Origin of the sequence: Streptomyces sp. NBC_00012 (assembly GCF_045040875.1) — a bacterium.
GTDB lineage: Bacteria > Actinomycetota > Actinomycetes > Streptomycetales > Streptomycetaceae > Streptomyces.
The window spans coordinates 4,177,686-4,202,883 of sequence record NZ_CP108309.1; the positions used below are offsets into that span (position 1 = coordinate 4,177,686).

Consider the following 25,198-nt stretch of genomic DNA (forward strand, 5'->3'; position numbering starts at 1 on the left):
CCACCTGCCCCAGCCGCTCCACCCGCCCCGGGTACTCACCGCCTCACCCCGCCGCTCGCGACCTCCCCACCGCCCACAAAAGACCGGCAGCCCTGACGTCGGGGGGTGAGCGTCAGGACTGCCGGGGTTCATCGGCCGGCGAACCGGCTCGGATCAAGCGGCCCACGAAGTGGGCGGGGCGGACGGGGCAACCGTCGGATCAGGGGGTGAGGCCCTTGCTGCGGAGCCAGGCCATCGGGTCGATACCCGCACCGTCGGGGGTGTGTACCTCCAGGTGGAGGTGCGGACCGGTCACGTTGCCGGTCGCGCCGACCCGGCCGATGGTCTCGCCGGTGGTGACCTTCTGGCCCACGCTGACGCCGATCGAGGACTGGTGGCAGTACCAGACCTCCGTACCGTCCTCCAACTCCAGCACGGTGCGGTAGCCGTACGAGCCGGCCAGACCGGCCGACTTGATCGTGCCGCCGTGGACGGCCTTGATCGGGGTGCCGGTCGGAGCGGCGAAGTCGAGGCCGGTGTGGTAGCCGGAGGACCACATCGAACCGGCCTGGCCATAGGTCGAGGTGATCGTGTACGAGAAGGTCGGGATGGCGTAGCTGGCGGCGAGCTTGGCCAGCCGCAGGGCCTCCGCCTTCTTCTTGGCCTCCTCCTCCGCCTTCTTCTTCTCGGCGGCGGCCTTGGCCTTGGCCTCGTCCTGCTGCTTCTGGGCCTCGGCGGCCGCCTTCTCCGCGGCCTTCTTCTCCTCGGCCGCCTTGGCCTCGGCGTCGGCGGCGTCCTGCTGCTGCTCGGCCTGCTGGAGGATGCGGGCGCGGAGCGCCTCGCCCGCGTCCGTCGCGCCCTGCTCGGCCTCGGCGGTGGTGATGCCGGCGGTGGTGAGCGGGGCGCTGGCGGCCGCGACCTCGGTCTTGTCGGCCTCGGACTCGTCGGAGAACAGGGCGCCCACGCCGGGAAGGGACTTGGCGTCGGGGAGGTTGTCCGTGATGGCGTCGGGCATGGAGATGGAGACCGGCGGCTTGCTCTGCGCGGAGGCCATGCCGCCCGCGCCGACCGCCGCTATGACGCCGACACCCAGCACCGTGGAGCTGCGGGCGAGACCGTTGCGCTGCTTGGCGACGCGGTGCCTGCCACGCACGGGGCGGACGGACTCCTCGGTGGGGTTCCACTCGTCCCAGCCGCGGTCGGGCTCACTGGTGAACTCACCCGTGAAATTGCCGGTGAAGTCGCCGTCGGGCTCCGTGCCGTAGTCGAAATCGAACCGGGACGGGGCCTCGGGGGCAGGCTTGTTGGACGCCACGGGGGCGCACTCCTTTCCTTCCTTCTCGCCTACCGGGTTAGCTGACGGGTTCGGAGCAGGAAGGTCTCCTACGGGCCCCTCTGTCTCTCACGAGACACAGGTGTCCGATTCACCCCATGTAGGTGGTTCCCCGGTTCCCTTGCGGAATTCGGCGCTCGCGCACGGTGCCGCCACTGATGACGGCTGGGACGACCGCGCTGCGTTATCGAACGTTAATAGACACCGGGGCCGTATTCCAAGCTGTTCCCACTGATCGTTCACTTCTTTGGCCTGGACTTTACGGGACACAAGCGGGTGGAATCGGACGAGTTGACCGACCTTCAGCCATTACCCCGTTTCTGACGTTGCGTCAAATGTTATGCGGAGTGGCGCCTTTCGGTTACGCACGGTGGCATCACCCCACCACGTCACTGTCCTCACCCCTCACCCCTCGCCCCCGCCTCCCCCTCATATCTCCTCAGCACCGACGATCCGCACCGTCCTTCGCCGGTCCGGCTGCCCCTCCGCAGGGCGTGCGACCGCGAGCAACGCCATGTCGTCGGTCGTCTCGCCGCCCGTGTGCAGGCGCACGTCATCGGTCAGAGCGGACAGCAGTTCCTCGGGCCCCGGGAAGATCCGCCCGCGCAGCCGGGCCGCCGGGTCATAGAAGACCCCATCGGCGTTCCGCGCCTCGGAGAGACCGTCCGTGTAGAGGAGCAGGGTCGCCCCGGCCGGCAGATCCCACTCGTCCGTGCACTCCGGCCACACCCCCAGGCCCATCCCGAGCGGCAGCGCGGGCACGGAGGGCTTCAGCACCTCCAGCGCCCCGTCCGGATGCAGCAGGATCGGTTCGGGGTGACCGCGGTTGACGATCCGCACCCGGGACAGCCCGTACGGGATCTCGGCCAGCACGGCGGTGATGAAGCCCTCCAGCACGTCGAGCCCGCCGCGCCGCGCCTCCTCCCGCGCCAGCGCCCGCTCCAGCCGCCCCGCCACCCCCTCCAGCGAGGATTCCTGCTCGGCCGCCTCGCGGAACGCCCCGATGGCCACCGCCACCGTCTCGACTGCGTCGAGCCCCTTCCCCCGTACGTCACCGACCACCAGCCGCACCCCCTGCGGGGTGTCCGCCACGGCGAACAGGTCACCACCGACGAACTCGTCCGCCTGCGCCGCCTCGTACCGCGCCGCGACATGCAGTCCGCCGATCCGGTCGGACGGCTGCGGCAGCACCGCGCGCATGGCCGTCTCCGCGACGTACCGCGCGGAGGCCAGCTGCTCGTTGCTGCGCCGCACCACCCCGTTGATCACGACCGCGAGGACCGAGACGGTGGCCAGGGTGAGCAGCTCGATCAACGGCACGGCCTTCGGCAACGTACTGGTGTACAGCCGCAGCGCGACGACGGCCAGCATCGCGGCGACACCGGTGCGGATGGTGCTGGCCAGCGAGAAGAACGGGGCGGCGATCAGCGGAGCGGCCACGAACAGCGGAATGGCGGTGAAGGCGGGCGGGGTGAGGGCGTCGAACAACAGCCCGCCGAGAATCATCAGCGCAGGCAGCATCCGTACGAACCGCCGGGTACGGGCACCGCCTCCGGCATGCTTGCCGCGCCGCTTCTCCCGCTTCCACACCTGTGGTCTCCTGCCCGGTACGCGCGCGGCTGCGGACGGTACCGCGCCCCACCCTCAGACTCGCCGGACCGGTACGGAGCGGCGACTCCTCATCGGCCAATGGGGGGAAATGTGCGCCGCGGTTTCACCCACCACACAGCGAAATGATTCAGGCCCGGCACGCTGTATGCGTACCGAGCCTGAATTCTTCAGTAGCGGGGACAGGATTTGAACCTGCGACCTCTGGGTTATGAGCCCAGCGAGCTACCGAGCTGCTCCACCCCGCGTCGATGAACACAACTCTACGGCATCTCCGGCGCCCTTTTGACCACTCGGGTTCACCCACCCTGGATTCCGCCCTCCACCCCCTCCGTCTCGCCCTTCGATCCGGCCTTCGCCCGGCCGAAATCCGCGACGGGCAGGACGGACGGGTCAGGAAGGGTCAGGACCGGTCCGTCCCGGAGATGCGGGGCGCGGAGGCGGCCTTCCCGTGGACCGAAGGCTGCTTCACCGGGTTCGCACCCCGTTGCAGCGAGTGGAGGATCGCCAGCCCCTGGCCGACGACGCCCGCCGCCATCTCGTTGACACCGTTGGTGCCGTTGAGAACGGTGAGGTCGGCGCCGGACATGCCCCGGGCGGCCGCGTCGGCCAGGGCCGGCAGGTTCTCCACGATGCGGTTGGCCGCGATGAGCTCCTGATTGCCGTCACGCAGCGATGCGGCGCGCACACTGTTGGCGTCGGCCTGCGCCTGGGCGAGGGTCCGCTCGGTGTACGCGTTGCCGTCCGCCTCGAACTTCGCCCGGTCCCGGGCCGCCTCCGCCAGGGTGCGCTGCCGGTACGCCTCGGCGTCCGCCGGGCGCCGGACCTCCGCCTCCAGCTGCTGCGCGGCGAGCGAGGCCTGCCGTTCGGCCAGCGCGGTCTGCTCCTCGATGACCTCCTGCGAGGCCCGGGCCCGGGCGAGCGGCCCGGCCTGCGCGGCGCGGGCGTTGTACTGCTCGGTCTCGGCGAGGAAGCCGGCCCGTTTGATCGCGGTGTCACGTTCGTACTCCGCCTTGAGCGCGGCGGCCTGCTGCTCGCGCTGGCTGGCCTCCTGGTCGGCCTTGGCCTCGGCGATCCGGGCCTGGCTGGCGACCGCGGCGGCGTGCGGGGCCGCGAGGTTCTTGATGTAGCCGGTGGCGTCGTCGATCTCCTGGATCTGGAGGGCGTCCACGACGATGCCGAGCTTCTCCATCTCGCCGTGGCTGCCGGCGATGACTTCCTGGGAGACCCGGTTGCGTTCACGGATGATCTGCTCCACGGTCAGTCCGCCGACGATGGAACGCAGATGCCCGGCGAAGATCCGCCCGACGAGCTCCTCCATCTGTTCCTGCTCGGTCAGGAAGCGGCGGGCCGCGTTGGCGATGGACACGGCGTCGTCGCCGACCTTGAAGACGGCCACGGCCCGGACGTTGAGGCGGATGCCCTGCTGCGTCACGCAGTCCTCGGTGATCTCCGCCTCGCGCAGCGCCAGGGAGAGCATGCGCGCCTTCTGTTTCACCGGGAGCACGAAGCTGCCGTGCCCGGTGACGATCCGGAACTGGGTGTCCAGGGTCTGCCCCTTGGAACCGGAGATGAGCATCGCCTCGTTGGGGGCGGGAACATGCCAGAAGAACATGGGAAGACTCCTGCCGTACGTCACTGCGTCGGTGGTGTGCGCGACGGTTCCGACCTTTCCGGCTCAGGACGGCAGGCGTTCCACGATCACGCCGCGCGCCGAGACCGTGTCGACGACCACCACCCGCGCGTCCCTGTCGATCGACGTCGCCGACCATGCGGTGTAGGCCTCGGACCCACCCCGTACGGCCACCAGTACTTCGCCCGGACCGCCGGACGGAATCGGCACGGTGACGCGGCCGACCGCCCCGACCGGGCTCCGGGCGGACTCATCGGCCCTGTGCATGCGTCGCCCTCGCGTACGCCTGCTCACGCCGCTTCTCGTGCGGTGTCCCGCACCGCTTCATGGTCACCGCCTCCTGGAGGCCCCAGCCTCCCTCGATCTTTCCACGGTACTCCGCGCCCGCCCTCGTGGACGGTGCTCACGAACGTCCGGCGACCGGCAGGCGGGCGAACTTATGCGGTGATATGACTGATTTATCTTTTGGCCTGCCGACGCGACGAACTCGCACTGATCTGGGAGCGAACCAATGGACGACTACTCGTTGCTCGACCTCTTCTGGACCATGCTCTGGTTCTTCCTCTGGGTCATGTGGCTGTTCCTGTTGTTCAAGGTCATCACGGACATCTTCCGAAGCCACGACCTCAGCGGCTGGGGCAAGGCCGGCTGGCTGATCCTCACGCTGCTGCTGCCGTACATCGGCGTCCTGGTGTACGTGATCGTGCGCGGCAAGTCCATGAGCAAGCGGGACATCAAGGAAGCCCAGGACCGTGACGCGGCCTTCAAGGCGTACGTACGGGAAGCCGCCGGCACCTCCGACGCGAGCGGCGCCGACGCCACGAAACAGGGAAGCCACGTCGACGACCTGGCGAAGCTCGCCGAGCTGAGGGACCGGGGCGCCATCACGGACGAGGAGTACCAGCGTGCGAAGGCGAAGCTCCTCGTCTGACGCCTGCTCCACCTGCGCCCCGGCGCGTATGTCTCCCTCCGCGCGGTCCGGCGAACTGGCAGGGCGCCAGGACCGCGGGGAGGCTTGAGACATCAGCCACGGTGACCGTTTCCACCCGCGGTTCTCCGGGTGCCGGGGTCACGGCGTATCCGCTCGCACCGACGGCCCGGCGGGGAGGCCGAGCGGGGTGCGGTCCCCATCTCGGCGTACGAGGAGATGGCCCGGCCATGAACGGCACCACGCTCGAAGCCCTGGACGCGATGCGGAGCGCGCTGCGCGGTCCCGTCGTCGGCCCGCAGGACCCGGAGTACCGCCGGGCCCGCACCGTCCACAACGCCATGATCGACCGGCGTCCGGCAGCGGTGGTGCGGTGCGCCGACGCGGCGGACGTAATGGCCGCGATCGGCTTCGTCCGGGACGCGGGCCTCACGCTCGCGGTCCGCGGCGGCGGCCACAGCGGTGCGGGCCTGTGCCTGGTGGACGACGGCGTGACCGTCGACCTCTCGCCCATGCGCTGGACGCACGTCGACCCCGGCGCACGGAAGGCCACGGTCGGCGGCGGCACCACGCTCGGCGACCTCGACCATGCCACCCACGCGTTCGGGCTGGCCACCCCCTCCGGAATCCTGTCGTCCACCGGCATCGGCGGCCTCACCCTCGGCGGCGGCCACGGCTACCTCACCCGCAAGTACGGCCTGACGATCGACAATCTGCTGGCCGCGGACGTGGTCCTGGCGGACGGCACGTCGGTACGGGCGGACAGCACCACCCACCCCGACCTGTTCTGGGCGCTGCGCGGCGGCGGAGGGAACTTCGGCGTCGTCACCTCCTTCACCTTCCGGCTGCATCCGGTGGACACGGTGGGCGTCGCCATCACGGTCTGGCCCGTCGACCGGATCCATGACGTGCTGCGCTGGTACCGCGACTTCCTGCCGCAGGCCCCCGAGGACCTCAACGGCTTCTTCGCCGCGCTCACCGTGCCGCCCGGTCCCCCGTTCCCGGAGGAGATCCACGGTCAGAAGATGTGCGGCGTGGTGTGGTGCTGGACCGGCGACCCCGAACTCCTCGAAACCACCCTCCAGCCCGTCGAGGACCCCGGCCGGCCGGCCTTCCACTTCATGGCCCCGATGCCGTACACCGCCCTGCAGGCCATGTTCGACGAACTGCTCCCCCCGGGTCTGCAGTGGTACTGGCGCGGCAACTTCTTCGACCGGATCACCGACGCCGCCATCGACGTACACGCCAAGTACGCCGAGAACCTCCCCACCGCCCTGTCGACCACGCACCTGTACCCGGTCGACGCGGCCGCCCACCGGCTCGGCCCCGACGACACGGCCTGGGCCTACCGGGACGCGGTCTGGTCCGGCGTCATCGCGGGCATCGACCCAGACCCGGACAACGCCGGGCAGCTCAGGCAGTGGTGCGTCGACTACTGGGAGGAACTGCACCCGCACTCCATGGGCGGCACGTACGTGAACTTCATCGGCGCGGGCGAGACCCCGGACCGGATACGAGCCACCTACCGCGACCACTACGACCGCCTGGCCGCCATCAAGCGCACCTACGACCCGCACAACTTCTTCCACGCCAACCAGAACATCCAACCGGCACCGGCGGCCTGACCCAGCGGCCCGGAAACGCCGGAGCCGGAAACGACGCGGCGCCCCGGCCGGCCGGAACCGGACGAGGCGCCGCGCAGCGGGCCGGAGAGGCTTCTCCGCCGCTGCCGCACGTAGGCCGTGTGGGACTCGAACCCACAACCAACGGATTAAAAGTCCGCTGCTCTGCCAATTGAGCTAACGGCCCTCGGCGAATCACCCCTGAGCATAGCCCGCCGGGGCCCGGCCGCCGATCGGGTATCGGTTACCGGGCCCCGTCACGGTGGATTTCCGGACCGTCACACGAGGTCGTCCGGGGTGATCGTGCGCTTGTGATCCGGTTTGAGGAACCAGTGCCTCGCCGATGCCAGCCACCAGGCCGCCGCGAAGCCCAGGACCACCAGCACCGCGACGGGTGCGTAGTTGAACGTCTCCCAGGTGACCGGCGAGATCTGCGGCAGCATGAACAGCACCGTGATGATCAGGACCCAGACCACGGCCACGATGCCGATCGGGCGGGACCAGCGGCCCAAATGCCAGGGGCCCGGGTCGAAGTCGCCGCCCCGGAGCAGGCGGAGCAACGTGGGTATGACGTAGGCGATGTAGAGGCCGATCACCGCGATGGAGGTCACCGCCGCGTAGGCCGTGACGTTGATCAGGTACGGGAGTCCCAGCGCGAGGGCGCCCGCCGCGGCGAGCCAGACCGCGGCGACCGGGGTGCGGGTGCGGGGGCTGACCGTGTGCCAGACGCGGGAGAAGGGCAGGGCCCCGTCCCGCGAGAAGGCGTAGATCATACGGCTGTTGGCGGTCACGGACGCCATGCCGCAGAAGAGCTGGGCACCGATCACGATCAGCAGCAGGAGCTTGCCGGTGGTGGCGCCGAGGGCGTCCAGGAGGATCTGGGCGGGCGGGGCGCCGGTCGGCGAGTTCAGCGCCCCGTCGTACGACTGGATGGCGAAGGTGAAGCCGAGGAGCAGGACGAAGCCCGCGATCCAGGAGGTCCAGATCGACCGGACGATGCCCTTCGGGCCGGCCGTCGCCGCGTCGTGGGTCTCCTCCGTCATATGAGCGGAGGCGTCGTAGCCGGTAAAGGTGTACTGCGCCATCAGCAGGCCGATCATCACGACGTAGAAGCCGCTGCCCCAGCCCGTGTTGTTGACGAACTCGGTGAAGACGAACGACGCCGACCGGTGCGAGTCCGGCACGAAGGTCAGGGCACCGACGATGACGGCGACGCCGATGACGTGCCACCAGACGCTCACGCTGTTCAGCAGCGCGACGATCCGTACCCCGAAGGTGTTCAGCAGACCGTGCAGCAGCAGGATCGCGGCGAAGAGCAGGATCGTGCGGGTGGGGGTGACTTCGAAACCGAACTGGAGGTTCAGGTAAGCGCCCAGGAAGGACGCCGCCCCGAAGTCGATCCCGGCGGTGACGGCGACCTGGCCCAGGACGTTGAACCAGCCCGTGAACCAGGCCCAGGCCGCGGCAGAGCGTGGCGGGGCCAGCCGGTGGGCCCAGAAGTAGAGGCCGGCGGAGGTCGGGTACGCCGAACAGATCTCGGCCATCGCCAGGCCGACGAACAGCGTCATCAGGCCGACTCCGACCCAGCCCCAGGTGATGATCGCCGGGCCGCCGGTGTTCATGCCGAAGAGGTAGAGCGTGAGGCAGCCGGAGAGCACCGAGATGATCGTGAACGAGACGGCGTAGTTGGAGAACGCCGACATGCGCCGGGCCAGCGTCTGCGTGTACCCGAGCTGCGCGAGGCGCTCCTCGTCGGAGACACCCGGTGGTGGTCGGTCCTCGCCCAAGTCTTTTGTCATGCACCCAGCGATTCCCTGACGCCGGGGCACACATGCGGTCGCCACGGTCACGACTGGGAAAACGTGCCGGGCAACGATCTTCGTGAAAAGAAAGCGGGCCCGCTCGTGAGGAGCGGGCCCGCTTCCGCAGACCTTTCACCGGACCTTCAGCAGGTCCTCAGCGCGTTCGGCCGATGCGTGCTCAGCCAATGCGCGTTCAGCCGTTGCGCTTCCAGCGCGGCTTGTCGTCGCGGCGGCCGAAGGAACCGGTGTTGGTACCGGTGCCCCGGTGGTCGTCGCGGCGGCCGGTCGGACGGTCGCCGCCACCGGAGCGGAAGCCACCGGAGGGACGGTCGTCACGACGGTCGCGGTTGAACGGACGGTCGCTGCCACCGGAGCGGAAGCCACCGGACGGGCGGTCGTCACGACGGTCGCGGTTGAACGACGGGCGGTCGTTGTCGCGGCGGTCGAAGGAGCGGCCGCCACGGTCGTCACGACGGTCGTTGGAGCGGAAGCCGCCCGACGGCCGGTCGTCGCGACGGTCGCGGTTGAAGGACGGACGGTCGTTGTCGCGGCGGAAGCCACCGGACGGACGGTCGTCACGGCGCTGGAAACCACCACGGTCACCACCACGGTCACCGCCGCGGTCGTCCCGGCGGTCGCGGTTGAAGGACGGACGGTCGTTGTCGCGGCGGAAGCCACCGGACGAGCGGTCGTCACGACGCTGGAAACCACCACGGTCACCACCGCGGTCGTCCCGGCGGTCGTTGCCACCGCGGTAGCCACCGCGGTCGCCGCCACGGCTGTCCCGGCGGTCGAAGTTGCCCCGGTCGTCGCGACGGTCGTCACGGGCGGCGGGCTGCTCCGGCACGGAGACGGCGGCCTCGATCGCGGCCTCCGCCTCGGCGGCGACCTCGGCCACCGCGGCCTCGGGGTCGTCGCCCCGCTCGCGGGCGGCACGGGCGACGAGGCGGTCGGCCTCCTCGCGCAGCTCGCCGGCGCGGCGCTGGACGCGCTCCAGCTGCTTGGTCAGGTCGGCGACCTCGCGCTCGGCCTGCTTGGCGGCGTTGTTCGCGGAGTCGGCCTGGACCTCGGTCAGCGAACGGGCACCGGTGATCTCGGCGACCTCCGGGTCGAAGGCGCCCGCGCCGCCGACGATGTGGCGCGAGGCGTCGACGCCCGCGTCCTCCATCAGACGGAAGATCTGGCGGCGCTGGTGCGGCAGCGCCAGCGAGACGACGACACCGGACTTGCCGGCCCGCGCGGTACGGCCCGAGCGGTGCAGGTAGTCCTTGTGGTCACCGGCCGGGTCCACGTTCAGCACCAGGTCGATGCCGTCCACGTGGATACCGCGGGCGGCGACGTCGGTCGCGACGAGCGCGTTGACGTAGCCGTCCTTGAAGTCGGCGAGCACCCGGGTACGGGCACCCTGCGTCATGCCGCCGTGCAGCGCGTCCGCCTTGACGCCCGCCTCGACGAGCTGCTCGGCGATGCGGTCGGCGCCCAGCTGGGTGCGGACGAAGATGATGGTGCGGCCCTTGCGGGCGGCGATGGCGGAGGTGACCGGCGCCTTGTCCTTCGGCTTCACGACGAGGACGTGGTGCGTCATGGTCGTGACGTTGCCCTGGGCGCTGTCGACCTCGTGGCTCACCGGGTTGTCCAGGTAGCGCTTGACCAGCGTGCCGATCTCGTTCTCCATCGTGGCGGAGAAGAGCATGCGCTGACCGCCGACCGGGACCTGGTCGAGCAGCTCGGTGACCTCGGGCAGGAAGCCCAGGTCGGACATCTGGTCGGCCTCGTCGAGGACGGCGACCTGGACGTTCTCCAGGGAGCAGGCGCCCCGGTTGATGATGTCGCGCAGCCGGCCCGGGGTGGCGACGAGGATGTCGACACCGCGCTCCAGCGCGTAGATCTGGTTGCCCATCGACGTACCGCCGCACACGACCTTCATCTTCAGGCCGAGCACGTCGCCGTACGGCTGGAGCGCGTCCGCGACCTGCATCGCGAGCTCACGGGTCGGGGTGAGGATGACCGCGCGGGGCTTCTTCTTCTCGGTGTGGCCGCCGGCCAGCGTGGCCAGGGTCGGCAGACCGAAGGAGAGGGTCTTGCCGGAGCCGGTACGGCCGCGGCCCAGGATGTCCTTGCCGGCCAGAGCGTCCGGGATGGTCGCGGCCTGGATCGGGAAGGGCGCCGTCACGCCGTTCTGCGCGAGCTTGCGGACGATGCCCTCGGGCAGGCCCAGGTCGCCGAAGGTGATGGTCGGCTCCGCGTCCGCGTCGGCGGAGTCGGTGTCGGCCTGCTCGGCCTGGGGGGCGTCCGCCTCGACGGAACCGGCGGTCTCGGCGACCACGGCCTCCGCGGCCTCGACGAGCTCGTCGTTCTCGATGTTCTCGGGCATGACGGTGTGGTCAGAACTGGAAATTGACATGCGAAATGCGAAACCTTCCGGAGTCTCGGCACGCGCCCGTAACTCCGTGATTCGCAATTTCGACCGCCTCAATGCGGTCCAGCCACGGCAAGGGAGAGTACGCGCCACACGGCGCGCTTCTGTTTCGGCGCCGGGCAATGGGATCAAACGATCTACTACCATACGCACTCCACCCCACATCGCGCAAACCGGCCCTCCCTCACCCCCTCGCTAGACCGGCCTCACCTGGGGCGACACCTCGGGAGTCCGCAGCGGATCCGACGCCCCCGACGCCCCGATCGCCTCGTTGCGGAGCTGCGCGGCCGGCGAGGCGGACGGCTGCGGAGACGGCTCGGAGGGCGGCGGCCCGGAGGGCTCCGGCTCGGGCGAACCCGGCGGCTCGGGGGACGCCGGCCCGGACGGCGCGGGCGGAGTGGGCCGATCCGGTACCTCGGGACCGGGCCGCGAGGCGGAGGGAGTCGGCACCGGACCACCCCGGCCCGGCTCCGCGCCCCCTTCCCGCTCCCCGCCCGGACGTACGTCATCGGGCTCCGCCGGGGCCCCGGCGGAGCCGCTCGGCTCCGGCGACTCGGCCGCTTCCCGCTCGGAGTGCGCCTCGGCCCGGCCACCACCACGGACCAGGCCGGTCCCCGCCACGGTGCCGCCGTCCGGCCGGGCGGCGCTCCCCCCGTGCCCGGGCGACGGAGACGGCGACGGTGCCGCTTTCCCCCCGTCGTCGCCGATGCTCATGCAGCCGGTGGACGCGGCGACCGTCGCGGCGATGACGGCCGCCCATCGAACGGGGACGGACAACTGGCGCACGGAAGGCACCTCCAGGGTACGAAGAGGGGGCGGAGCGGTACGGAGAAACGGGGGGGCGTCGTGCCCAACTCCCGCCGCCCCACCGGGGACACGCCCCCACTCCTGTCCCGCACACCACCCCCACGCCTCCCGCGGCGATTCCGCACCACCCGCCCGCACACCACCGGGCGGGCAGCGGTTCGCTCACCCGTAGCCGAGCGCGTGCAGCCTCGCGTCGTCGATACCGAAGTGGTGGGCGATCTCGTGGACGACCGTGATCTCGGTCTCGGCGACGACGTCCTCGCGGGACTCGCACATCCGCAGGGTCGGCCCCCGGTAGATGGTGATCCGGTCCGGCAGCACCCCCGCGTACCACTCGCCGCGATCGGTCAGCGGCGTCCCCTCGTACAGCCCGAGCAGCTCGGGATCCCCCGGGTCGGGCTCGTCCTCGACGAACACCGCGACGTTGTCCATCAGTCGCGTCAGCTCCGGCGGGATCCGGTCCAGCGCCTCGGCGACCAGTTCTTCGAACTCTTCGCGCGTCATCTCCAGCACCCCGCCATTGTCCCGTACCGCCGGTCCCGGCGCTCCGGTCCGGACCGGAGCCTTCGCCTATTCGGTTTGGCTGACGCAGAAACGCCGTAGTACAGTCTGCGACGTGCCCAAGGGCGCCGGTCAGGGCTTGACCGTTCTGAAACCCTAAGAGGTTGAAGGAGAAGCGGAACCTCTTGGGGGGAAGCAAAGCCACATGCTTCTCACGTCCTCCGGGGCGACTGATGCGGAAGCAGTAGCACAGCAGTTCTGCCCTCATCGTCTAGTGGCCCAGGACGCCGCCCTTTCAAGGCGGTAGCACGGGTTCGAATCCCGTTGGGGGCACGCACAACCTGTGCGACACTTAGTCGCACAAAGCTTGGTCCTGTGGAGCAGTTTGGAGTGCTCGCCACCCTGTCAAGGTGGAGGCCGCGGGTTCAAATCCCGTCAGGACCGCTGCAGCCCTTATGAGCTGCGTGGCTGGGTAGCTCAGTTGGTACGAGCGATCGCCTGAAAAGCGATAGGTCGCCGGTTCGATCCCGGCCCCAGCCACCACCCGAAGGCCCCGTCCACCGGACGGGGCCTTCGCCGTGTCAGACCTCTTCCCGGTCCGCCGGGTTCACGTTCACGCCTTTCCGGCCGCGCCACGCCCGTACCGCCAGCACCAGCAGCACCACCGCGACCACGGCCACCAGCGCCAGGGCGTCCGGCACGTGCTCGCCGATGCGCTGGGCCCACTGCTCGACGGCGAACGAATCGTCCACGTCCAGCAGTCCGGGCAGCGCCGTCGTCCCGTCGTACGCGAGGAACAGCGCGCCGAGCGCGATGAAGAAAAGCCCGGACAGCAGGGTCGTGGTGTGCAGTTCGAAGCGGCCGAGCCGGAAGGCGCGGCCGCGCAGCCAGGCCCGGCGGCCCAGATCGAAGCGTTCCCAGAGCAGCGCGAGCAGGAAGAGCGGGACCGCCATGCCCAGGGCGTAGACCGCGAGCAGCAGTCCGCCGTAGACCGGGCTGCCGCTGACCGCCGCCACGGTGAGGACGCTGCCGAGGATCGGGCCCGCGCAGAAGCCGGCCAGTCCGTAGACGGCGCCCAGCGCGTAGACCGATAGGGCGGTGGTCGGGCGGATCCGGCCGCTGAGGGCGGCGATCCGGCGCGAGGCGAAGCCCAGGCCGACGATCTGCGCGATGCCGAGCGCGATGATCAGCCAGCCCGCGCCGAGGACCAGTGCGTCGCGGTGGCGGTAGAAGAGGCGTCCGGCGTACGAGCCGGCGGCGCCGAGCGGCACCAGGGTGGTGGCCAGCCCGGCGTAGAAGATGCCGGTACGGGCCAGCAGACGCGAGGCGGAGTCGATGGAGTAGGCGAAGAAGGCGGGCAGCAGCAGCGCGCTGCATGGGCTGACCAGGGCCAGCAGCCCGCCGAGGAAGGCCGCGAAGTAGCCGATGTCGGCGGTCATTTCGCGTCGTCCCCGGCACCCTCGGCGTTCTTGCCGCCCTTGCCGCTCTTGGCGTCCTCGGTGTTGCGGGCCTTCTCGGCCGCCGCCTCGATGGCCGAGGTGAAGGTCTCCATGGGCTGGGCCCCGGCGATCGGGCGGCCGTTGATCAGGAACGACGGTGTGGACGTCGCGCCGATTCCGTATCCCTGTTCCTGGTCCTTGCCGACGGCGGCGGAGGCGGCGGCGCTGTCGGCGTCGCGGGCGAACCGGTCGAGGTCCGCGACCCCGGCCTGCCGGGCGAGCTCCTTCAGCCGGGCCTTGCCGAACCCCTTCTCCTTGGCCCCCTCGGCGTACGCGGCGGCGTGGAACTGCCAGAAGCGGTCCTGCTGCCCGGCGGCCCAGGAGGCGCGGGCGGCGGCCTCGGACTCGGCGCCGAAGATCGGGAAGTTGCGCCACTCGATGCGCAGGGTGCCGTTGTCCACGTACTTCTTGACCAGGGCGGGTTCGGTGTCCCGGGCGAACTTGCCGCAGTAGCCGCACTTGAAGTCGGCGTACTCGATGAGGACCACGGGTGCGTCGGCGCGGCCCTGCGCGAGCTTGTCACCGGCGTCGCGGCGGGCGAGCTTCGCCAGCTCCGGATAGACGCCGGCGTCCGGGTCGGCGGTGACATCGGCGACCGAGGAGGAGCCGGAACCCGAGTGGTCGGGGGCGGTGGCCCGGTAGGAGACGAAGCCGAGCAGCGCGGCGGCGAGGACGACTCCGGCGCCGTAGACCAGCGGCTTTCTGTTCCTGGTCGAGGGCTTGCGCGACGGCGTGGACGGGGACTTGGGCATGCGGGACTCCGTGCTGGTGAGGCGGAAGGGAAGAGGGTGGCCGGGCGGGAACGGCCGGCTACACCCTCAGCACGGAGAGTTCGACGGGAGTGGGGGCGGCGGGCGCGGGGGTGCGCAGCTTCAGCCGCACGGGTGGGTGGACCGGGCCCTCTCCGGTGGCGGCCGGCAGGCCCCACTCGGCGAGGCCGGGGGCCTGGTCGTGCGCGGCGCGGGCCCGCCCCGGGAGCGCGGGCTCGCCGTCGGGCTTCCTGGTCTTGCCGCATCCCGGCGTCGGGTGCCGGTCGGCGGGTGCCGTCACCACCGGGCCGGGGTCGGCCGGAGCATCCGCCCCGGTGGCCCCGGCCACGGCGACGGCGGCGGGCGCACCGCCGCCGGTCACTGCCGTCGCCGGGCCGCAGAACAGCCCCAGCACCACCGCGAGCACCGCCATCAGGCAGCACCACTGCGTACGGGACACGGCGACCGGCCTTTCCGGACGGGGGCAACGGGTGGTCAGCTGCCCGAAATGGTACGTGCTGTGATCCCGCGCCTCCGCGCGGTGCCCGGGTGGTGACCCGGACCGCACGAAATATGTTCGCCGTTCATCGGGCCCGGGTGAGATCCTGGGCTCCGTATGTCTACTTCCTTCGCTGATCTCCAGAACCGGCTCGGAGAGATCTCGCTCCGCGATGCGCACCGGCTCGGCCGCCGTCTCGAAGGGGCGCGCCGCATCCGTAAGCCCGAAGCCAGGCAGTCCGTGCTCGACGAGATCGCCGCCGAGGCCGGCAAGGCGGCCGAACGGCTTTCGCTGCGTGCCGCGCGGATGCCTGCCCTGTCGTACCCGGAACAGCTCCCGGTCAGCCAGAAGAAGGACGAGATCCTGGAGGCGATACGCGACCACCAGGTCGTGATCGTCGCCGGGGAGACCGGCTCCGGCAAGACCACGCAGATCCCGAAGATCTGCATGGAGCTGGGGCGCGGTGTCCGGGGCATGATCGGGCACACCCAGCCGCGCCGGATCGCGGCCCGTACGGTCGCCGAGCGCGTCGCGGACGAGCTGAAGACGCCGCTGGGCGAGGCGGTCGGCTGGAAGGTCCGCTTCACCGACCAGGTGAACCCCGACGCGACGTTCGTGAAGCTGATGACGGACGGCATCCTGCTCGCCGAGATCCAGACGGACCGCGAGCTGCGCGCCTACGACACGATCATCATCGACGAGGCCCACGAGCGGTCGCTGAACATCGACTTCCTGCTCGGCTATCTGGCCAGGCTGCTGCCCAAGCGCCCGGACCTGAAGGTCGTCATCACCTCGGCGACGATCGACCCCGAGCGGTTCGCGCGCCACTTCGGCGAGGCGCCGATCGTCGAGGTCAGCGGGCGTACGTATCCGGTCGAGGTGCGTTACCGCCCCCTCCTCGAAGAGGAGGGGGACGACTCCGACCGCGACCAGATCACCGCGATCTGCGACGCCGTGGACGAGCTCCAGACGGAGGGGCCGGGCGACATCCTGGTCTTCCTCTCCGGCGAGCGGGAGATCCGTGACACCGCGGACGCGCTGAACAAGCGCAACCTCCGCCACACCGAGGTGCTCCCTCTTTACGCCCGGCTCTCGCACGCCGAGCAGCACCGCGTGTTCCAGCGTCACACCGGGCGCCGGATCGTGCTCGCGACCAACGTCGCCGAGACCTCGCTGACCGTCCCCGGCATCAAGTACGTGATCGACCCGGGCAACGCACGTATCTCCCGCTACAGCCATCGCACCAAGGTCCAGCGGCTGCCGATCGAGCGGATCTCGCAGGCCAGCGCCAATCAGCGCAAGGGCCGCTGCGGCCGTACGTCGGACGGCATCTGCATCCGGCTGTACTCCGAGGACGACTTCCTGACCCGTCCGGAGTTCACCGATCCGGAGATCCTCCGTACGAACCTGGCCTCCGTCATCCTCCAGATGACCGCGGCCGGCCTCGGCGACATCGAGAAGTTCCCCTTCATCGACCCGCCGGACCACCGCAACATCCGCGACGGCGTCCAGCTCCTCCAGGAGCTCGGCGCACTCGATCCCGAGGAGAAGGATCCGAAGAAGCGGCTCACGCAGCTCGGCCGCAAGCTCTCGCAGCTGCCCGTCGACCCGCGCCTGGCCCGCATGGTCATCGAGGCCGACCGCAACGGCTGTGTCCGCGAGGTCATGGTCATCGCCTCCGCGCTCTCCATCCAGGACCCGCGCGAGCGGCCTTCGGAGAAGCAGACCCAGGCCGATCAGCAGCACGCCCGCTTCAAGGACGAGACGTCCGACTTCCTGGCGTTCCTGAATCTGTGGCGGTACATCCGCGAGCAGCAGAAGGAGCGCGGCTCGTCCAGCTTCCGCCGGATGTGCAAGCAGGAGTATCTGAACTTCCTGCGCATCCGCGAATGGCAGGACATCTACTCGCAGCTGCGTACCGTCGCCAAGCAGATGGGCATCGATCTCAACGAGGAGGACGCGCCGGAGCAGTCGGTGCACACCTCGCTGCTGGCCGGGCTGCTCTCGCACATCGGGCTGAAGGACACCGAGAAGAACGAGTACCTGGGCGCCCGCAGCGCCAAGTTCGCGATCTTCCCCGGATCGGCGCTCTTCAAGAAGCAGCCCCGGTTCGTGATGTCGGCCGAGCTGGTCGAGACGTCCCGGCTGTGGGCGCGGGTCAACGCCAAGGTCGAGCCGGAGTGGATCGAACCGCTGGCTCAGCATCTGCTGAAGCGCACCTACAGCGAGCCGCACTGGGAGAAGGACCAGGCGGCGGTGATGGCGTACGAGCGGGTCACGCTCTACGGGGTGCCGATCGTCGCCCAGCGCAAGATCAATTTCGGCCGTATCGACGCCGAGACCTCCCGCGATCTGTTCATCCGCAACGCCCTGGTCGAGGGCGACTGGCGGACCCACCACCAGTTCTTCCACGACAACCGCAAGCTCCTCGGCGAGGTCGAGGAGCTGGAGCACCGCGCCCGGCGCCGCGACATCCTCGTGGACGACGAGACGCTCTTCGACTTCTACGACCAGCGGATCCCCGAGCACGTCGTCTCCGGGGCGCACTTCGACTCCTGGTGGAAGCACAAGCGCCGGGACGAGCCGGACGCCCTGGACTTCGAGCGCTCGATGCTCATCAACGAGAAGGCCGGGGCCGTCACCAAGGACGACTACCCGGACTCCTGGCGCCAGGGGAAGCTCAAGTTCAAGGTCACGTACCAGTTCGAGCCCGGCGCGGACGCCGACGGTGTGACCGTCCACATCCCGCTCCAGGTGCTCAACCAGGTCACCGCCGAGGGCTTCGACTGGCAGATCCCCGGTCTGCGCGAGGAAGTGGTCACCGAGCTGATCCGCTCGCTGCCCAAGCCGATCCGCCGGCACTACGTCCCCGCGCCGAACTACGCGGACAAGTTCCTCGACCGGGCCGTACCGCTCCAGGAGCCGCTGCCGGTCACACTGGCGCGGGAGCTCCAGCGGATGGTCGGCGTCCCGGTCACGGCCGACGACTTCGACCTGAGCCGCGTCCCGGACCACCTGAAGATCACTTTCCGGATCGTCGACGAGCGGCGCCGCAAGGCGGCCGAGGACAAGGACCTGGAGGCACTGAAGCTCCAGCTGCGCCCCAAGGCCCGTCAGGCCCTCTCCAAGGCCGCCGCGGCCACCGCGGGCCCCTCGGGCGAGTCCATCGAGCGCTCGGGCCTCACGGACTGGACGATCGGGACGCTGAACCGGGTCTTCGAGACCCGGCGGGCCGGGCAGCCGGTCAAGGCGTACCCGGCCCTCGTCGACCAGGGCGGGACCGTCGCCGTACGGCTCTTCGACACCGAGGCCGAGCAGCAGCAGGCGATGTGGCTGGGCACCCGGAAGCTGATCATGCTGAACGTGCCGGTGAACCCGGCGAAGTTCGCCTCCGACAAGCTGACGAACCAGCAGAAGCTGGCCCTCTCCCGCAATCCGCACGGTTCCATCCAGGCCCTCTTCGAGGACTGTGCGACGGCGGCCGCCGACCGGCTGATCGGCGCGCACGGCGGCCCGGCCTGGGACGAGGAGTCGTTCCGGAAGCTGTACGACAAGGTGCGCACCGACCTCGTCGCGCTGACCGAGCACACGGTCAAGCAGGTCCAGCAGGTGCTGGCCGCCTGGCAGGCCTGCGAACGGCGCCTGAAGGCCACCAACAGCCTGGTCCTGGTCAACAACGTCACCGACGCACGTGACCAGCTCGCGGCCCTGGTGCCGCCGGGCTTCGTCACGAAGACCGGGCTGCGCAGGCTGCCCGACCTGATGCGCTATCTGGTCGCGGTGGACCGCCGGCTCCAGCAGATGCCGACGGCCGTCCAGCGCGACACCACGCGCATGGAGAAGGTCCACGAGATGCAGGACGAGTACGCCTGGCTGCTCGAACAGATGCCGCAGGGCAGGCCCGTACCGCAGGAGGTCCTGGACATCCGCTGGATGATCGAGGAGCTGCGGGTCAGCTATTTCGCCCACGCGCTGGGGACGGCCTACCCCGTCTCCGACAAGCGGATCGTGAAGGCGATCGACGCGGCGGCGCCGTGAGAGGGCCTGCTCGGACGGGCCGTATCGGCCGTGACGGAGCCACCACCTTCGGTGAGTTCGACCTGACCCTCTGACCTGCTGTACAGTCTGGTTTCGCAGCCAGCCGCAAGGAAGGCAGCGAAAACCTGGTCCTGTGGAGCAGTTTGGAGTGCTCGCCACCCTGTCAAGGTGGAGGCCGCGGGTTCAAATCCCGTCAGGACCGCAGTAACGGAAGCCCGGATCCTTCTGGATCCGGGCTTTCGCGCGTCTTGACTCGGGCAACTGCCGACGAGTACTCAGGCAGCAGAGGCCGTCCCTGATTTCCCGGTGCGGGACGGCGGTCCACCGGGAGGTGGCGCGTATGACGACGTCCGCCACGCACGAGACCCGCGCGCTCCTGCGCGCCCATCTGGCCGCCACTTCCGGCCGCCGCCATCTCACCCTCCACTGCGCGGTCTGCCATCGGCTCCTGCGGCTCGCCATGGAGCCCGTGACGGCCCGCCGGACCCATTCCACCCCCGAACCGCCGACGCCGCGTACAGAACGCCAGGAGGGCGTTCCTGGGGCCGAGGACGAAAGCCCCCCGGGCGAGTGACCAATGGCTGGGCGTTCCGCCTGCCGGCGGTGGCAGGCTCGTACTTGGCAAGACGCGCACAGTGTGACGGGAGTCACTGAAAGAGTTTTCGGAAGGGGCGAACTTACACCCTTCCTACAACTGGCGAATTTAATATGTGCAATTGCACCGCTCGAACGGGAGTGCTGCGAGACCATGTGAACCACGCCTCCCCGACCTCCTCCGGCAGCCCGGAACAGTCCCGCACAGACCCGCCCAAGCCCGCACGGCATCCCGGCCGGACCCGACCGGACGCGCGGTTTCCAGCCCCGGCGGACGACCCCGGCCCCAGGGATGCACGGGCACAAAAAAGATCGCGCTGGACCCGGCGGAGTCCAGCGCGATCGAACGACGCACCCGTATTGCACAGGTATGGCGCCCGTTGGGGCGGGCGCCCGTCATTTGGAGCTATGGGTGGGCCTGTACGGGTTGGGGGACCCGGAAGCCCGGTTGTTGCGCGGCGACAGGGGGTGTGTCAGGCCTCGCTGCGCTGCTGCGGAATACCCGCAAGCAGTGCGCGGACCTCTGCCTCGCGGTACCGGCGATGTCCACCGAGCGTGCGGATGGACGTGAGCTTGCCGGCCTTGGCCCAGCGGGTAACCGTCTTCGGGTCCACGCGGAACATCGTGGCAACCTCAGCCGGGGTCAGCAGCGGCTCGGCATCAGGGGTGCGAGCGGTCATGAGCGGCCTCCTCGGGAGAACCGAACCATCTCGGTTCTTTCCTCTAAATTCTGCACCTTGACCCGCGTTGCCCGAAATGGCGGACGCGGGCCGAGTCGGTTATAGGACGAACGGCTTGTCCTCGGCACTACAACTACACCATCCGTCCAGCCGCGTCGGCCAAACCGATGGAATTGCCCTCCCAGGTGTTCATCAGCGACGGAAGCCGATGGACCATGCCATAGCGGACAGTCACTCCGCCGTGACGATCAGTCACAGAGCGATCAGGAGCCACCAGACCCCCCATAGCGTGCAATGCTGAGCATTCCGCCCTTAGTTGGACGGACGGAGCCCTCCCCGGGCTCCTTGTCCTATTTTGGCATGAGGAGTAGGGAAGGGCGCAAGAGCCCAGTTAGTGCTATCCATCACGCTTGAGGCAAAGGCCCGGTTCGGGACGTAGGTCCTAAGACCACAGGAGTACCGTTCCGCCTCTTTGTTCTCACGCGTCACACTGGACACAGGGAGAGACGCAAATACCGTCCGGTCAGTTCGCGAACTGACGATCTCTCACGGCCCGCCAGCGCTCCGCCAGCCGGCCGTACGCCTCGCTCGCCCCTTCCGTGTCACCGGCCCGCAGCGCCGCGATGCCCTCGGCCACATCGGCGGCCGACCTGTCCCCGGCGAGCTCCTTCGCCGGCAGCGCGTGCACCAGGCCCGCGTAGTCCAGCTCGACCAGCGCCCGCGGATGGAACTCCTCCAGCCAGCGCCCCACGTCCACGAGCCCCTCGGTCAGCGGCCCCTCGTCCACCGAGTCCCGCAGCGTCCTCAGCGCCCGGGCCAGCCGGCGACGGGCCTGCACCATCGGCGTCCGGTACCGCAGCACGGGCGCCGCACCGTCCTCGCCCGCCTCCGCGTACTCCCGCTCCTCGTCGGAGAAGAGCACGAACCACCGCACCGGCACCTGCCACACCGAGGTACGGATCCACGGCCTGGCGTCCGGATTCCGCTCCGCCCACCGCTCGTGGTCCGCGACCGCCTGTCCGCGCACCACCGGCGGCAGCACCGCGTCGAGCACCGGCCCGGGGAACATCTCCGCCAGCTCCTCCAGGGCCAGCCAGCCGCGCAGCCTGGTCCGCCACGGACAGACGCACACCACCCCGTCGGCCTCGGCGACGAAGGCGTCCGCGCTCTCGTGCACCGGCACGGCGACCGGCGGCGTGGCGGCCAAGTCGGCCAGCGAGCGGCGCAGTTCGTCCTGGGCCGTGGGGACCCTGGCCCGCCCGGCGTAACGGGCCCAGTGGGCGCGTTCGGGCTCCGGGAAGGCGGCCAGCGGCTCGTACACCCGGAGGTAGGACGCATAAGGGACGAGCACCGAAGACACCACCGACATGCAGCAGATCGTGTCACGCCCGTACTCCGCAGGGGGGTGATCCTGAGCACGGAAACAGATCTACGTCCAGGTAGGACTTACGCTCTTGCCCAGCCGGACCGGACATACCGGCCCGGCCGCGGCCCTCCCCACCTTCAGGAGGGTCTTAGCCGCTTCGTACTTGGGAGTCACCACAGTGACCGATGTGACCGGCGCGCCTGTTGATGTATTGCACACCCTGTTCCGCTCGGAGCAGGGTGGCCACGAACAAGTCGTGCTCTGCCAGGACCGCGCCAGCGGCCTCAAGGCCGTCATCGCCATCCACTCCACCGCCCTGGGCCCGGCCCTCGGCGGCACCCGCTTCTATCCGTACGCCTCCGAGGAGGAGGCCGTCGCGGACGCGCTGAACCTCTCGCGCGGCATGTCCTACAAGAACGCCATGGCCGGTCTCGACCTCGGTGGCGGCAAGGCCGTCATCATCGGCGACCCCGAGCAGATCAAGTCGGAGGAACTGCTGCTGGCCTACGGCCGGTTCGTGGCCTCGCTCGGCGGGCGCTACGTGACGGCCTGCGACGTCGGCACCTACGTCACCGACATGGACGTCGTCGCCCGCGAATGCCGCTGGACCACCGGCCGCTCGCCGGAGAACGGCGGCGCCGGCGACTCCTCCGTCCTCACCGCGTTCGGTGTCTTCCAGGGCATGCGGGCCTCTGCGCAGCACCTCTGGGGCGACCCGACGCTGCGTGGCCGAAAAGTGGGGGTCGCCGGGGTCGGCAAGGTCGGCCACCACCTGGTCGAGCATCTGCTCTCGGACGGTGCGGAGGTCGTGATCACGGATGTGCGGGAGGAATCCGTACGCCGGATCACCGACAAGCACCCCGAGGTCGCCGTCGTCGCGGACACCGAGGCGCTGATCCGTACCGAGGGGCTCGACATCTACGCCCCGTGCGCGCTCGGCGGTGCGCTGAACGACGAGAGTGTCGCGGTGCTCACGGCCAAGGTGGTGTGCGGCGCGGCCAACAACCAGCTCGCGCACCCCGGCGTCGAGAAGGACCTCGCGGACCGCGCGATCCTGTACGCGCCCGACTACGTGGTGAACGCGGGCGGGGTCATCCAGGTCGCCGACGAGCTGCACGGCTTCGACTTCGACCGGTGCAAGGCCAAGGCTTCGAAGATCTTCGACACCACGCTGGCCATATTCGCACGTGCGAAGGCCGACGGCATTCCGCCGGCCGCCGCGGCCGACCGGATCGCCGAGCAGCGGATGGCCGAAGCGCGCCGCCGCTGACGGTGACGGACGCGTCACCTCGCGTCCGCGCCGCCCTGTGGTCCCCCCGACCCGCCGACCGGCGAGACAAGACTCACGCCGGTCGGCGGGTCGCATGCCAAGAAGAGGTTAAAATCGCAGTTGACCAGCGAGGACGGGGCTTCTCGCCGGTCTCCTTCCGGGGCGTGTGATGCGGGCGGCGTACCGTATGGCCGCGGAAGCAGGTACCGTTAAAGCCCTACGGGCACGGTCTCTCAGCCGAGAGTCCGTCCTGAAACATGAACGCGTGTCAAGACTCTGGGGCCGTCGAGCCCCGTCACCGAGGGGGTCGAGCCATGGGGCGCGGCCGGGCAAAGGCCAAGCAGACAAAGGTCGCCCGCCAGCTGAAGTACAGCAGCGGCGGGACTGACCTGTCGCGTCTGGCCAATGAGCTGGGCGCATCGCCTTCGAGTCAACCACCGAACGCAGAGCCGTTCGAGGACGACGACGAGGAAGATGACCCGTACGCACAGTACGCGGATCTGTACAACGACGACGAGGACGAGGACGAGGACGACAAGTCCGGTCCGTCGTCACAGCGCCGCGGCGCTTGACCTCGCGCTGACACATCAACCCGGTCCGGGCCTGTCCCGGACCGGGTTCTGTGTTGTCCCGGCCCGGTCCGGCCGCTCGTGCGGGATCCGGTTCCCGAGGCTTCTCCCCGACCGCCGGAACTGCTGGAATTCCGGCGGTCGGGCTGGTAGCGGCCATCGGGTCGCCCCGGTGGGCCCGCCTCGTGTCTATCGCGCGTACCCGCCGACGAGCTCCGCGCCCGAGGTGTGTGCTCCGCGCTCGGTGATCTCGCCCGCGACCCAGGAGTCGATCCCGCGGTCGGCCAGGGTCGTCAGTGCCACGTCCACGGACTCGGCCGGGACGATCGCGATCATGCCGACGCCCATGTTCAGCGTCTTCTCAAGCTCCAGCTGCTCGACCTGCCCGACCTTGCCGACCAGGTCGAAGACCGCGCCGGGGGTCCAGGTGGAGCGGTCGACCGTGGCGTGCAGTCCGTCCGGGATGACCCGGGCCAGGTTGTTGGCCAGGCCGCCGCCGGTGACGTGGCTGAAGCCGTGCACCTCGGTGGTGCGGGTGAGCGCCAGGCAGTCCAGCGAGTAGATCTTGGTGGGCTCCAGGAGCTCCTCGCCGAGCGTGCGGCCGAACTCCTCGACCTGGCGGTCCAGCGACCAGCCGGCCCGGTCGAAGAACACATGCCGGACGAGCGAGTACCCGTTGGAGTGAAGACCGGACGACGCCATGGCGATCACGGCGTCCCCCTTACGGATACGGTCCGGGCCCAGCAGCAGGTCGGCCTCGACCACGCCCGTTCCGGCGCCGGCGACGTCGAAGTCGTCCGGGCCGAGGAGGCCGGGGTGCTCGGCCGTCTCGCCGCCGACCAGGGCGCAGCCCGCGAGGACACAGCCCTCGGCGATGCCCTTCACGATGGCCGCGACACGCTCGGGGTGCACCTTGCCGACACAGATGTAGTCGGTCATGAAGAGCGGCTCGGCGCCGCAGACGACCAGGTCGTCGACGACCATGCCGACGAGGTCGTGGCCGATCGTGTCGTACACGCCCATCTTGCGGGCGAGGTCGACCTTGGTGCCGACGCCGTCGGTGGCGGAGGCGAGCAGCGGACGCTCGTAGCGCTTGAGGGCCGAGGCGTCGAAGAGCCCGGCGAAGCCGCCGAGGCCGCCGAGGCCCGCGACCTCGGGGCGCTGCGTCTTCTTCACCCACTCCTTCATCAGCTCGACGGCACGGTCGCCGGCCTCGATGTCGACGCCCGCTGCCGCGTAGGAAGCACCTGTTGTCTCAGACATTGCCTGGGATCTTTCGTGTGGAAATACGGGGCTGGTGGC

General features: G+C 69.8%; 20 protein-coding genes, 6 tRNA genes and 1 riboswitch. Of the genes, 10 read left to right on the forward strand and 16 right to left on the reverse strand.

Going from position 1 to position 25,198, the window contains the following annotated elements:
• Window positions 1-199: 199 nt before the first annotated feature.
• From OHA19_RS19150 to OHA19_RS19170, 5 genes are all read right to left on the reverse strand, one after another.
• Window positions 200-1,294 carry a M23 family metallopeptidase gene (locus OHA19_RS19150; RefSeq protein ID WP_405715005.1) on the reverse strand — a complete coding sequence of 365 codons (1,095 nt, stop codon included), beginning with the start codon at window positions 1,292-1,294 and terminating at the stop codon, window positions 200-202.
• Between the two features lie 11 nt (window positions 1,295-1,305).
• Window positions 1,306-1,458, reverse strand: a riboswitch (cyclic di-AMP (ydaO/yuaA leader).
• A gap of 283 nt (window positions 1,459-1,741) precedes the next feature.
• Window positions 1,742-2,902 (reverse strand): PP2C family protein-serine/threonine phosphatase, encoded by a 1,161-nt coding sequence (locus tag OHA19_RS19155; protein WP_405715003.1) that lies wholly within the window; start codon window positions 2,900-2,902, stop codon window positions 1,742-1,744.
• 192 nt (window positions 2,903-3,094) lie between these two features.
• Window positions 3,095-3,168 (reverse strand) — tRNA-Met (locus OHA19_RS19160).
• 155 nt (window positions 3,169-3,323) lie between these two features.
• A complete protein-coding gene (locus OHA19_RS19165; RefSeq protein ID WP_405715001.1) occupies window positions 3,324-4,535 on the reverse strand; it encodes an SPFH domain-containing protein in 1,212 nt (403 codons plus the stop codon).
• 63 nt (window positions 4,536-4,598) lie between these two features.
• Window positions 4,599-4,820, reverse strand: a complete 222-nt coding sequence (locus OHA19_RS19170; RefSeq protein WP_405714999.1) for a hypothetical protein — start codon at window positions 4,818-4,820, stop codon at window positions 4,599-4,601.
• A gap of 244 nt (window positions 4,821-5,064) precedes the next feature.
• On the opposite strand from OHA19_RS19170, the gene OHA19_RS19175 reads away from it, so the two are divergent.
• Together OHA19_RS19175 and OHA19_RS19180 are read left to right on the forward strand one after the other, a co-directional pair.
• Complete coding sequence (locus OHA19_RS19175) at window positions 5,065-5,484, forward strand: SHOCT domain-containing protein (RefSeq protein ID WP_405714997.1); 420 nt, start codon at window positions 5,065-5,067, stop codon at window positions 5,482-5,484.
• A 227-nt stretch (window positions 5,485-5,711) separates the two neighbouring features.
• Entirely contained in the window at window positions 5,712-7,106 is a 1,395-nt protein-coding gene (locus OHA19_RS19180) for an FAD-binding oxidoreductase (protein WP_405750906.1), read from the forward strand.
• A 111-nt stretch (window positions 7,107-7,217) separates the two neighbouring features.
• Here the strand turns inward: OHA19_RS19180 and OHA19_RS19185 are convergent.
• The 5 genes from OHA19_RS19185 to OHA19_RS19205 form a co-directional block, all read right to left on the reverse strand.
• Window positions 7,218-7,290 (reverse strand) — tRNA-Lys (locus OHA19_RS19185).
• Window positions 7,291-7,381: 91 nt separating this feature from the next.
• Entirely contained in the window at window positions 7,382-8,902 is a 1,521-nt protein-coding gene (locus tag OHA19_RS19190; protein WP_405714992.1) for an amino acid permease, read from the reverse strand.
• A 196-nt stretch (window positions 8,903-9,098) separates the two neighbouring features.
• The gene (locus tag OHA19_RS19195) at window positions 9,099-11,279 is read right to left on the reverse strand and encodes a DEAD/DEAH box helicase (RefSeq protein WP_405714990.1); all 2,181 of its coding nucleotides are present in this window, start codon (window positions 11,277-11,279) and stop codon (window positions 9,099-9,101) included.
• Window positions 11,280-11,519: 240 nt separating this feature from the next.
• A complete protein-coding gene (locus tag OHA19_RS19200; protein WP_405714988.1) occupies window positions 11,520-12,110 on the reverse strand; it encodes a hypothetical protein in 591 nt (196 codons plus the stop codon).
• Window positions 12,111-12,293: 183 nt separating this feature from the next.
• The gene (locus OHA19_RS19205; protein ID WP_206433537.1) at window positions 12,294-12,644 is read right to left on the reverse strand and encodes a metallopeptidase family protein; all 351 of its coding nucleotides are present in this window, start codon (window positions 12,642-12,644) and stop codon (window positions 12,294-12,296) included.
• Between the two features lie 248 nt (window positions 12,645-12,892).
• Between OHA19_RS19205 and OHA19_RS19210 the strand changes: the two genes are divergently transcribed.
• From OHA19_RS19210 to OHA19_RS19220, 3 genes are all read left to right on the forward strand, one after another.
• Window positions 12,893-12,965 (forward strand) — tRNA-Glu (locus tag OHA19_RS19210).
• Between the two features lie 36 nt (window positions 12,966-13,001).
• Window positions 13,002-13,076 (forward strand) — tRNA-Asp (locus OHA19_RS19215).
• 22 nt (window positions 13,077-13,098) lie between these two features.
• A tRNA-Phe gene (locus OHA19_RS19220) sits at window positions 13,099-13,175 on the forward strand.
• A gap of 38 nt (window positions 13,176-13,213) precedes the next feature.
• Here the strand turns inward: OHA19_RS19220 and OHA19_RS19225 are convergent.
• The 3 genes from OHA19_RS19225 to OHA19_RS19235 are packed head-to-tail and all read right to left on the reverse strand — an operon-like array spanning window position 13,214 to window position 15,340.
• On the reverse strand, window positions 13,214-14,071 hold the full coding sequence (locus OHA19_RS19225; protein WP_405714985.1) for a cytochrome c biogenesis CcdA family protein: 858 nt from the start codon (window positions 14,069-14,071) through the stop codon (window positions 13,214-13,216).
• Window positions 14,068-14,883 carry a DsbA family protein gene (locus tag OHA19_RS19230; protein WP_405750909.1) on the reverse strand — a complete coding sequence of 272 codons (816 nt, stop codon included), beginning with the start codon at window positions 14,881-14,883 and terminating at the stop codon, window positions 14,068-14,070. Before OHA19_RS19230 ends, OHA19_RS19225 begins: the two co-directional genes overlap by 4 nt.
• Window positions 14,884-14,941: 58 nt before the next feature.
• Complete coding sequence (locus OHA19_RS19235) at window positions 14,942-15,340, reverse strand: hypothetical protein (protein ID WP_405714981.1); 399 nt, start codon at window positions 15,338-15,340, stop codon at window positions 14,942-14,944.
• A gap of 156 nt (window positions 15,341-15,496) precedes the next feature.
• On the opposite strand from OHA19_RS19235, the gene hrpA reads away from it, so the two are divergent.
• From hrpA to OHA19_RS19250, 3 genes are all read left to right on the forward strand, one after another.
• Entirely contained in the window at window positions 15,497-19,417 is a 3,921-nt protein-coding gene (gene hrpA / locus OHA19_RS19240) for an ATP-dependent RNA helicase HrpA (protein WP_405750912.1), read from the forward strand.
• Between the two features lie 127 nt (window positions 19,418-19,544).
• Window positions 19,545-19,619: transfer RNA gene (locus OHA19_RS19245), tRNA-Asp, on the forward strand.
• 138 nt (window positions 19,620-19,757) lie between these two features.
• Complete coding sequence (locus tag OHA19_RS19250) at window positions 19,758-19,991, forward strand: DUF6274 family protein (RefSeq protein ID WP_405714977.1); 234 nt, start codon at window positions 19,758-19,760, stop codon at window positions 19,989-19,991.
• Window positions 19,992-20,484: 493 nt separating this feature from the next.
• On the opposite strand, the gene bldC is transcribed toward OHA19_RS19250, so the two are convergent.
• Together bldC and OHA19_RS19260 are read right to left on the reverse strand one after the other, a co-directional pair.
• Window positions 20,485-20,691 carry a developmental transcriptional regulator BldC gene (gene bldC, locus OHA19_RS19255; RefSeq protein ID WP_003949541.1) on the reverse strand — a complete coding sequence of 69 codons (207 nt, stop codon included), beginning with the start codon at window positions 20,689-20,691 and terminating at the stop codon, window positions 20,485-20,487.
• 523 nt (window positions 20,692-21,214) lie between these two features.
• A complete protein-coding gene (locus OHA19_RS19260; protein ID WP_405714975.1) occupies window positions 21,215-22,060 on the reverse strand; it encodes a hypothetical protein in 846 nt (281 codons plus the stop codon).
• Between the two features lie 175 nt (window positions 22,061-22,235).
• Here OHA19_RS19260 and OHA19_RS19265 point away from each other — a divergent pair, with 175 nt between their 5' ends.
• Both OHA19_RS19265 and OHA19_RS19270 read left to right on the forward strand, forming a co-directional pair.
• The gene (locus OHA19_RS19265) at window positions 22,236-23,327 is read left to right on the forward strand and encodes a Leu/Phe/Val dehydrogenase (RefSeq protein WP_405714973.1); all 1,092 of its coding nucleotides are present in this window, start codon (window positions 22,236-22,238) and stop codon (window positions 23,325-23,327) included.
• 314 nt (window positions 23,328-23,641) lie between these two features.
• Window positions 23,642-23,899: a DUF3073 domain-containing protein gene (locus tag OHA19_RS19270; RefSeq protein WP_072488579.1), complete on the forward strand. Its 258-nt coding sequence runs from the start codon at window positions 23,642-23,644 to the stop codon at window positions 23,897-23,899.
• A gap of 186 nt (window positions 23,900-24,085) precedes the next feature.
• On the opposite strand, the gene purM is transcribed toward OHA19_RS19270, so the two are convergent.
• Window positions 24,086-25,159 carry a phosphoribosylformylglycinamidine cyclo-ligase gene (gene purM / locus OHA19_RS19275; RefSeq protein ID WP_405714971.1) on the reverse strand — a complete coding sequence of 358 codons (1,074 nt, stop codon included), beginning with the start codon at window positions 25,157-25,159 and terminating at the stop codon, window positions 24,086-24,088.
• Between the last annotated feature and the right edge of the window lie 39 nt (window positions 25,160-25,198).

Coding starts and splice junctions, on each gene's coding strand:
- OHA19_RS19195 (WP_405714990.1), bottom strand. CDS start 11,279: ATGCCCGAGAACATCGAGAACGACGAGCTCGTCGAGGCCGCGGAGGCC.
- purM (WP_405714971.1), bottom strand. CDS start 25,159: ATGTCTGAGACAACAGGTGCTTCCTACGCGGCAGCGGGCGTCGACATC.
- OHA19_RS19190 (WP_405714992.1), bottom strand. CDS start 8,902: ATGACAAAAGACTTGGGCGAGGACCGACCACCACCGGGTGTCTCCGAC.
- hrpA (WP_405750912.1), top strand. CDS start 15,497: ATGTCTACTTCCTTCGCTGATCTCCAGAACCGGCTCGGAGAGATCTCG.
- OHA19_RS19270 (WP_072488579.1), top strand. CDS start 23,642: ATGGGGCGCGGCCGGGCAAAGGCCAAGCAGACAAAGGTCGCCCGCCAG.
- OHA19_RS19180 (WP_405750906.1), top strand. CDS start 5,712: ATGAACGGCACCACGCTCGAAGCCCTGGACGCGATGCGGAGCGCGCTG.
- OHA19_RS19250 (WP_405714977.1), top strand. CDS start 19,758: ATGACGACGTCCGCCACGCACGAGACCCGCGCGCTCCTGCGCGCCCAT.
- OHA19_RS19165 (WP_405715001.1), bottom strand. CDS start 4,535: ATGTTCTTCTGGCATGTTCCCGCCCCCAACGAGGCGATGCTCATCTCC.
- OHA19_RS19230 (WP_405750909.1), bottom strand. CDS start 14,883: ATGCCCAAGTCCCCGTCCACGCCGTCGCGCAAGCCCTCGACCAGGAAC.
- OHA19_RS19170 (WP_405714999.1), bottom strand. CDS start 4,820: ATGCACAGGGCCGATGAGTCCGCCCGGAGCCCGGTCGGGGCGGTCGGC.
- OHA19_RS19175 (WP_405714997.1), top strand. CDS start 5,065: ATGGACGACTACTCGTTGCTCGACCTCTTCTGGACCATGCTCTGGTTC.
- bldC (WP_003949541.1), bottom strand. CDS start 20,691: ATGACCGCTCGCACCCCTGATGCCGAGCCGCTGCTGACCCCGGCTGAG.
- OHA19_RS19260 (WP_405714975.1), bottom strand. CDS start 22,060: ATGTCGGTGGTGTCTTCGGTGCTCGTCCCTTATGCGTCCTACCTCCGG.
- OHA19_RS19225 (WP_405714985.1), bottom strand. CDS start 14,071: ATGACCGCCGACATCGGCTACTTCGCGGCCTTCCTCGGCGGGCTGCTG.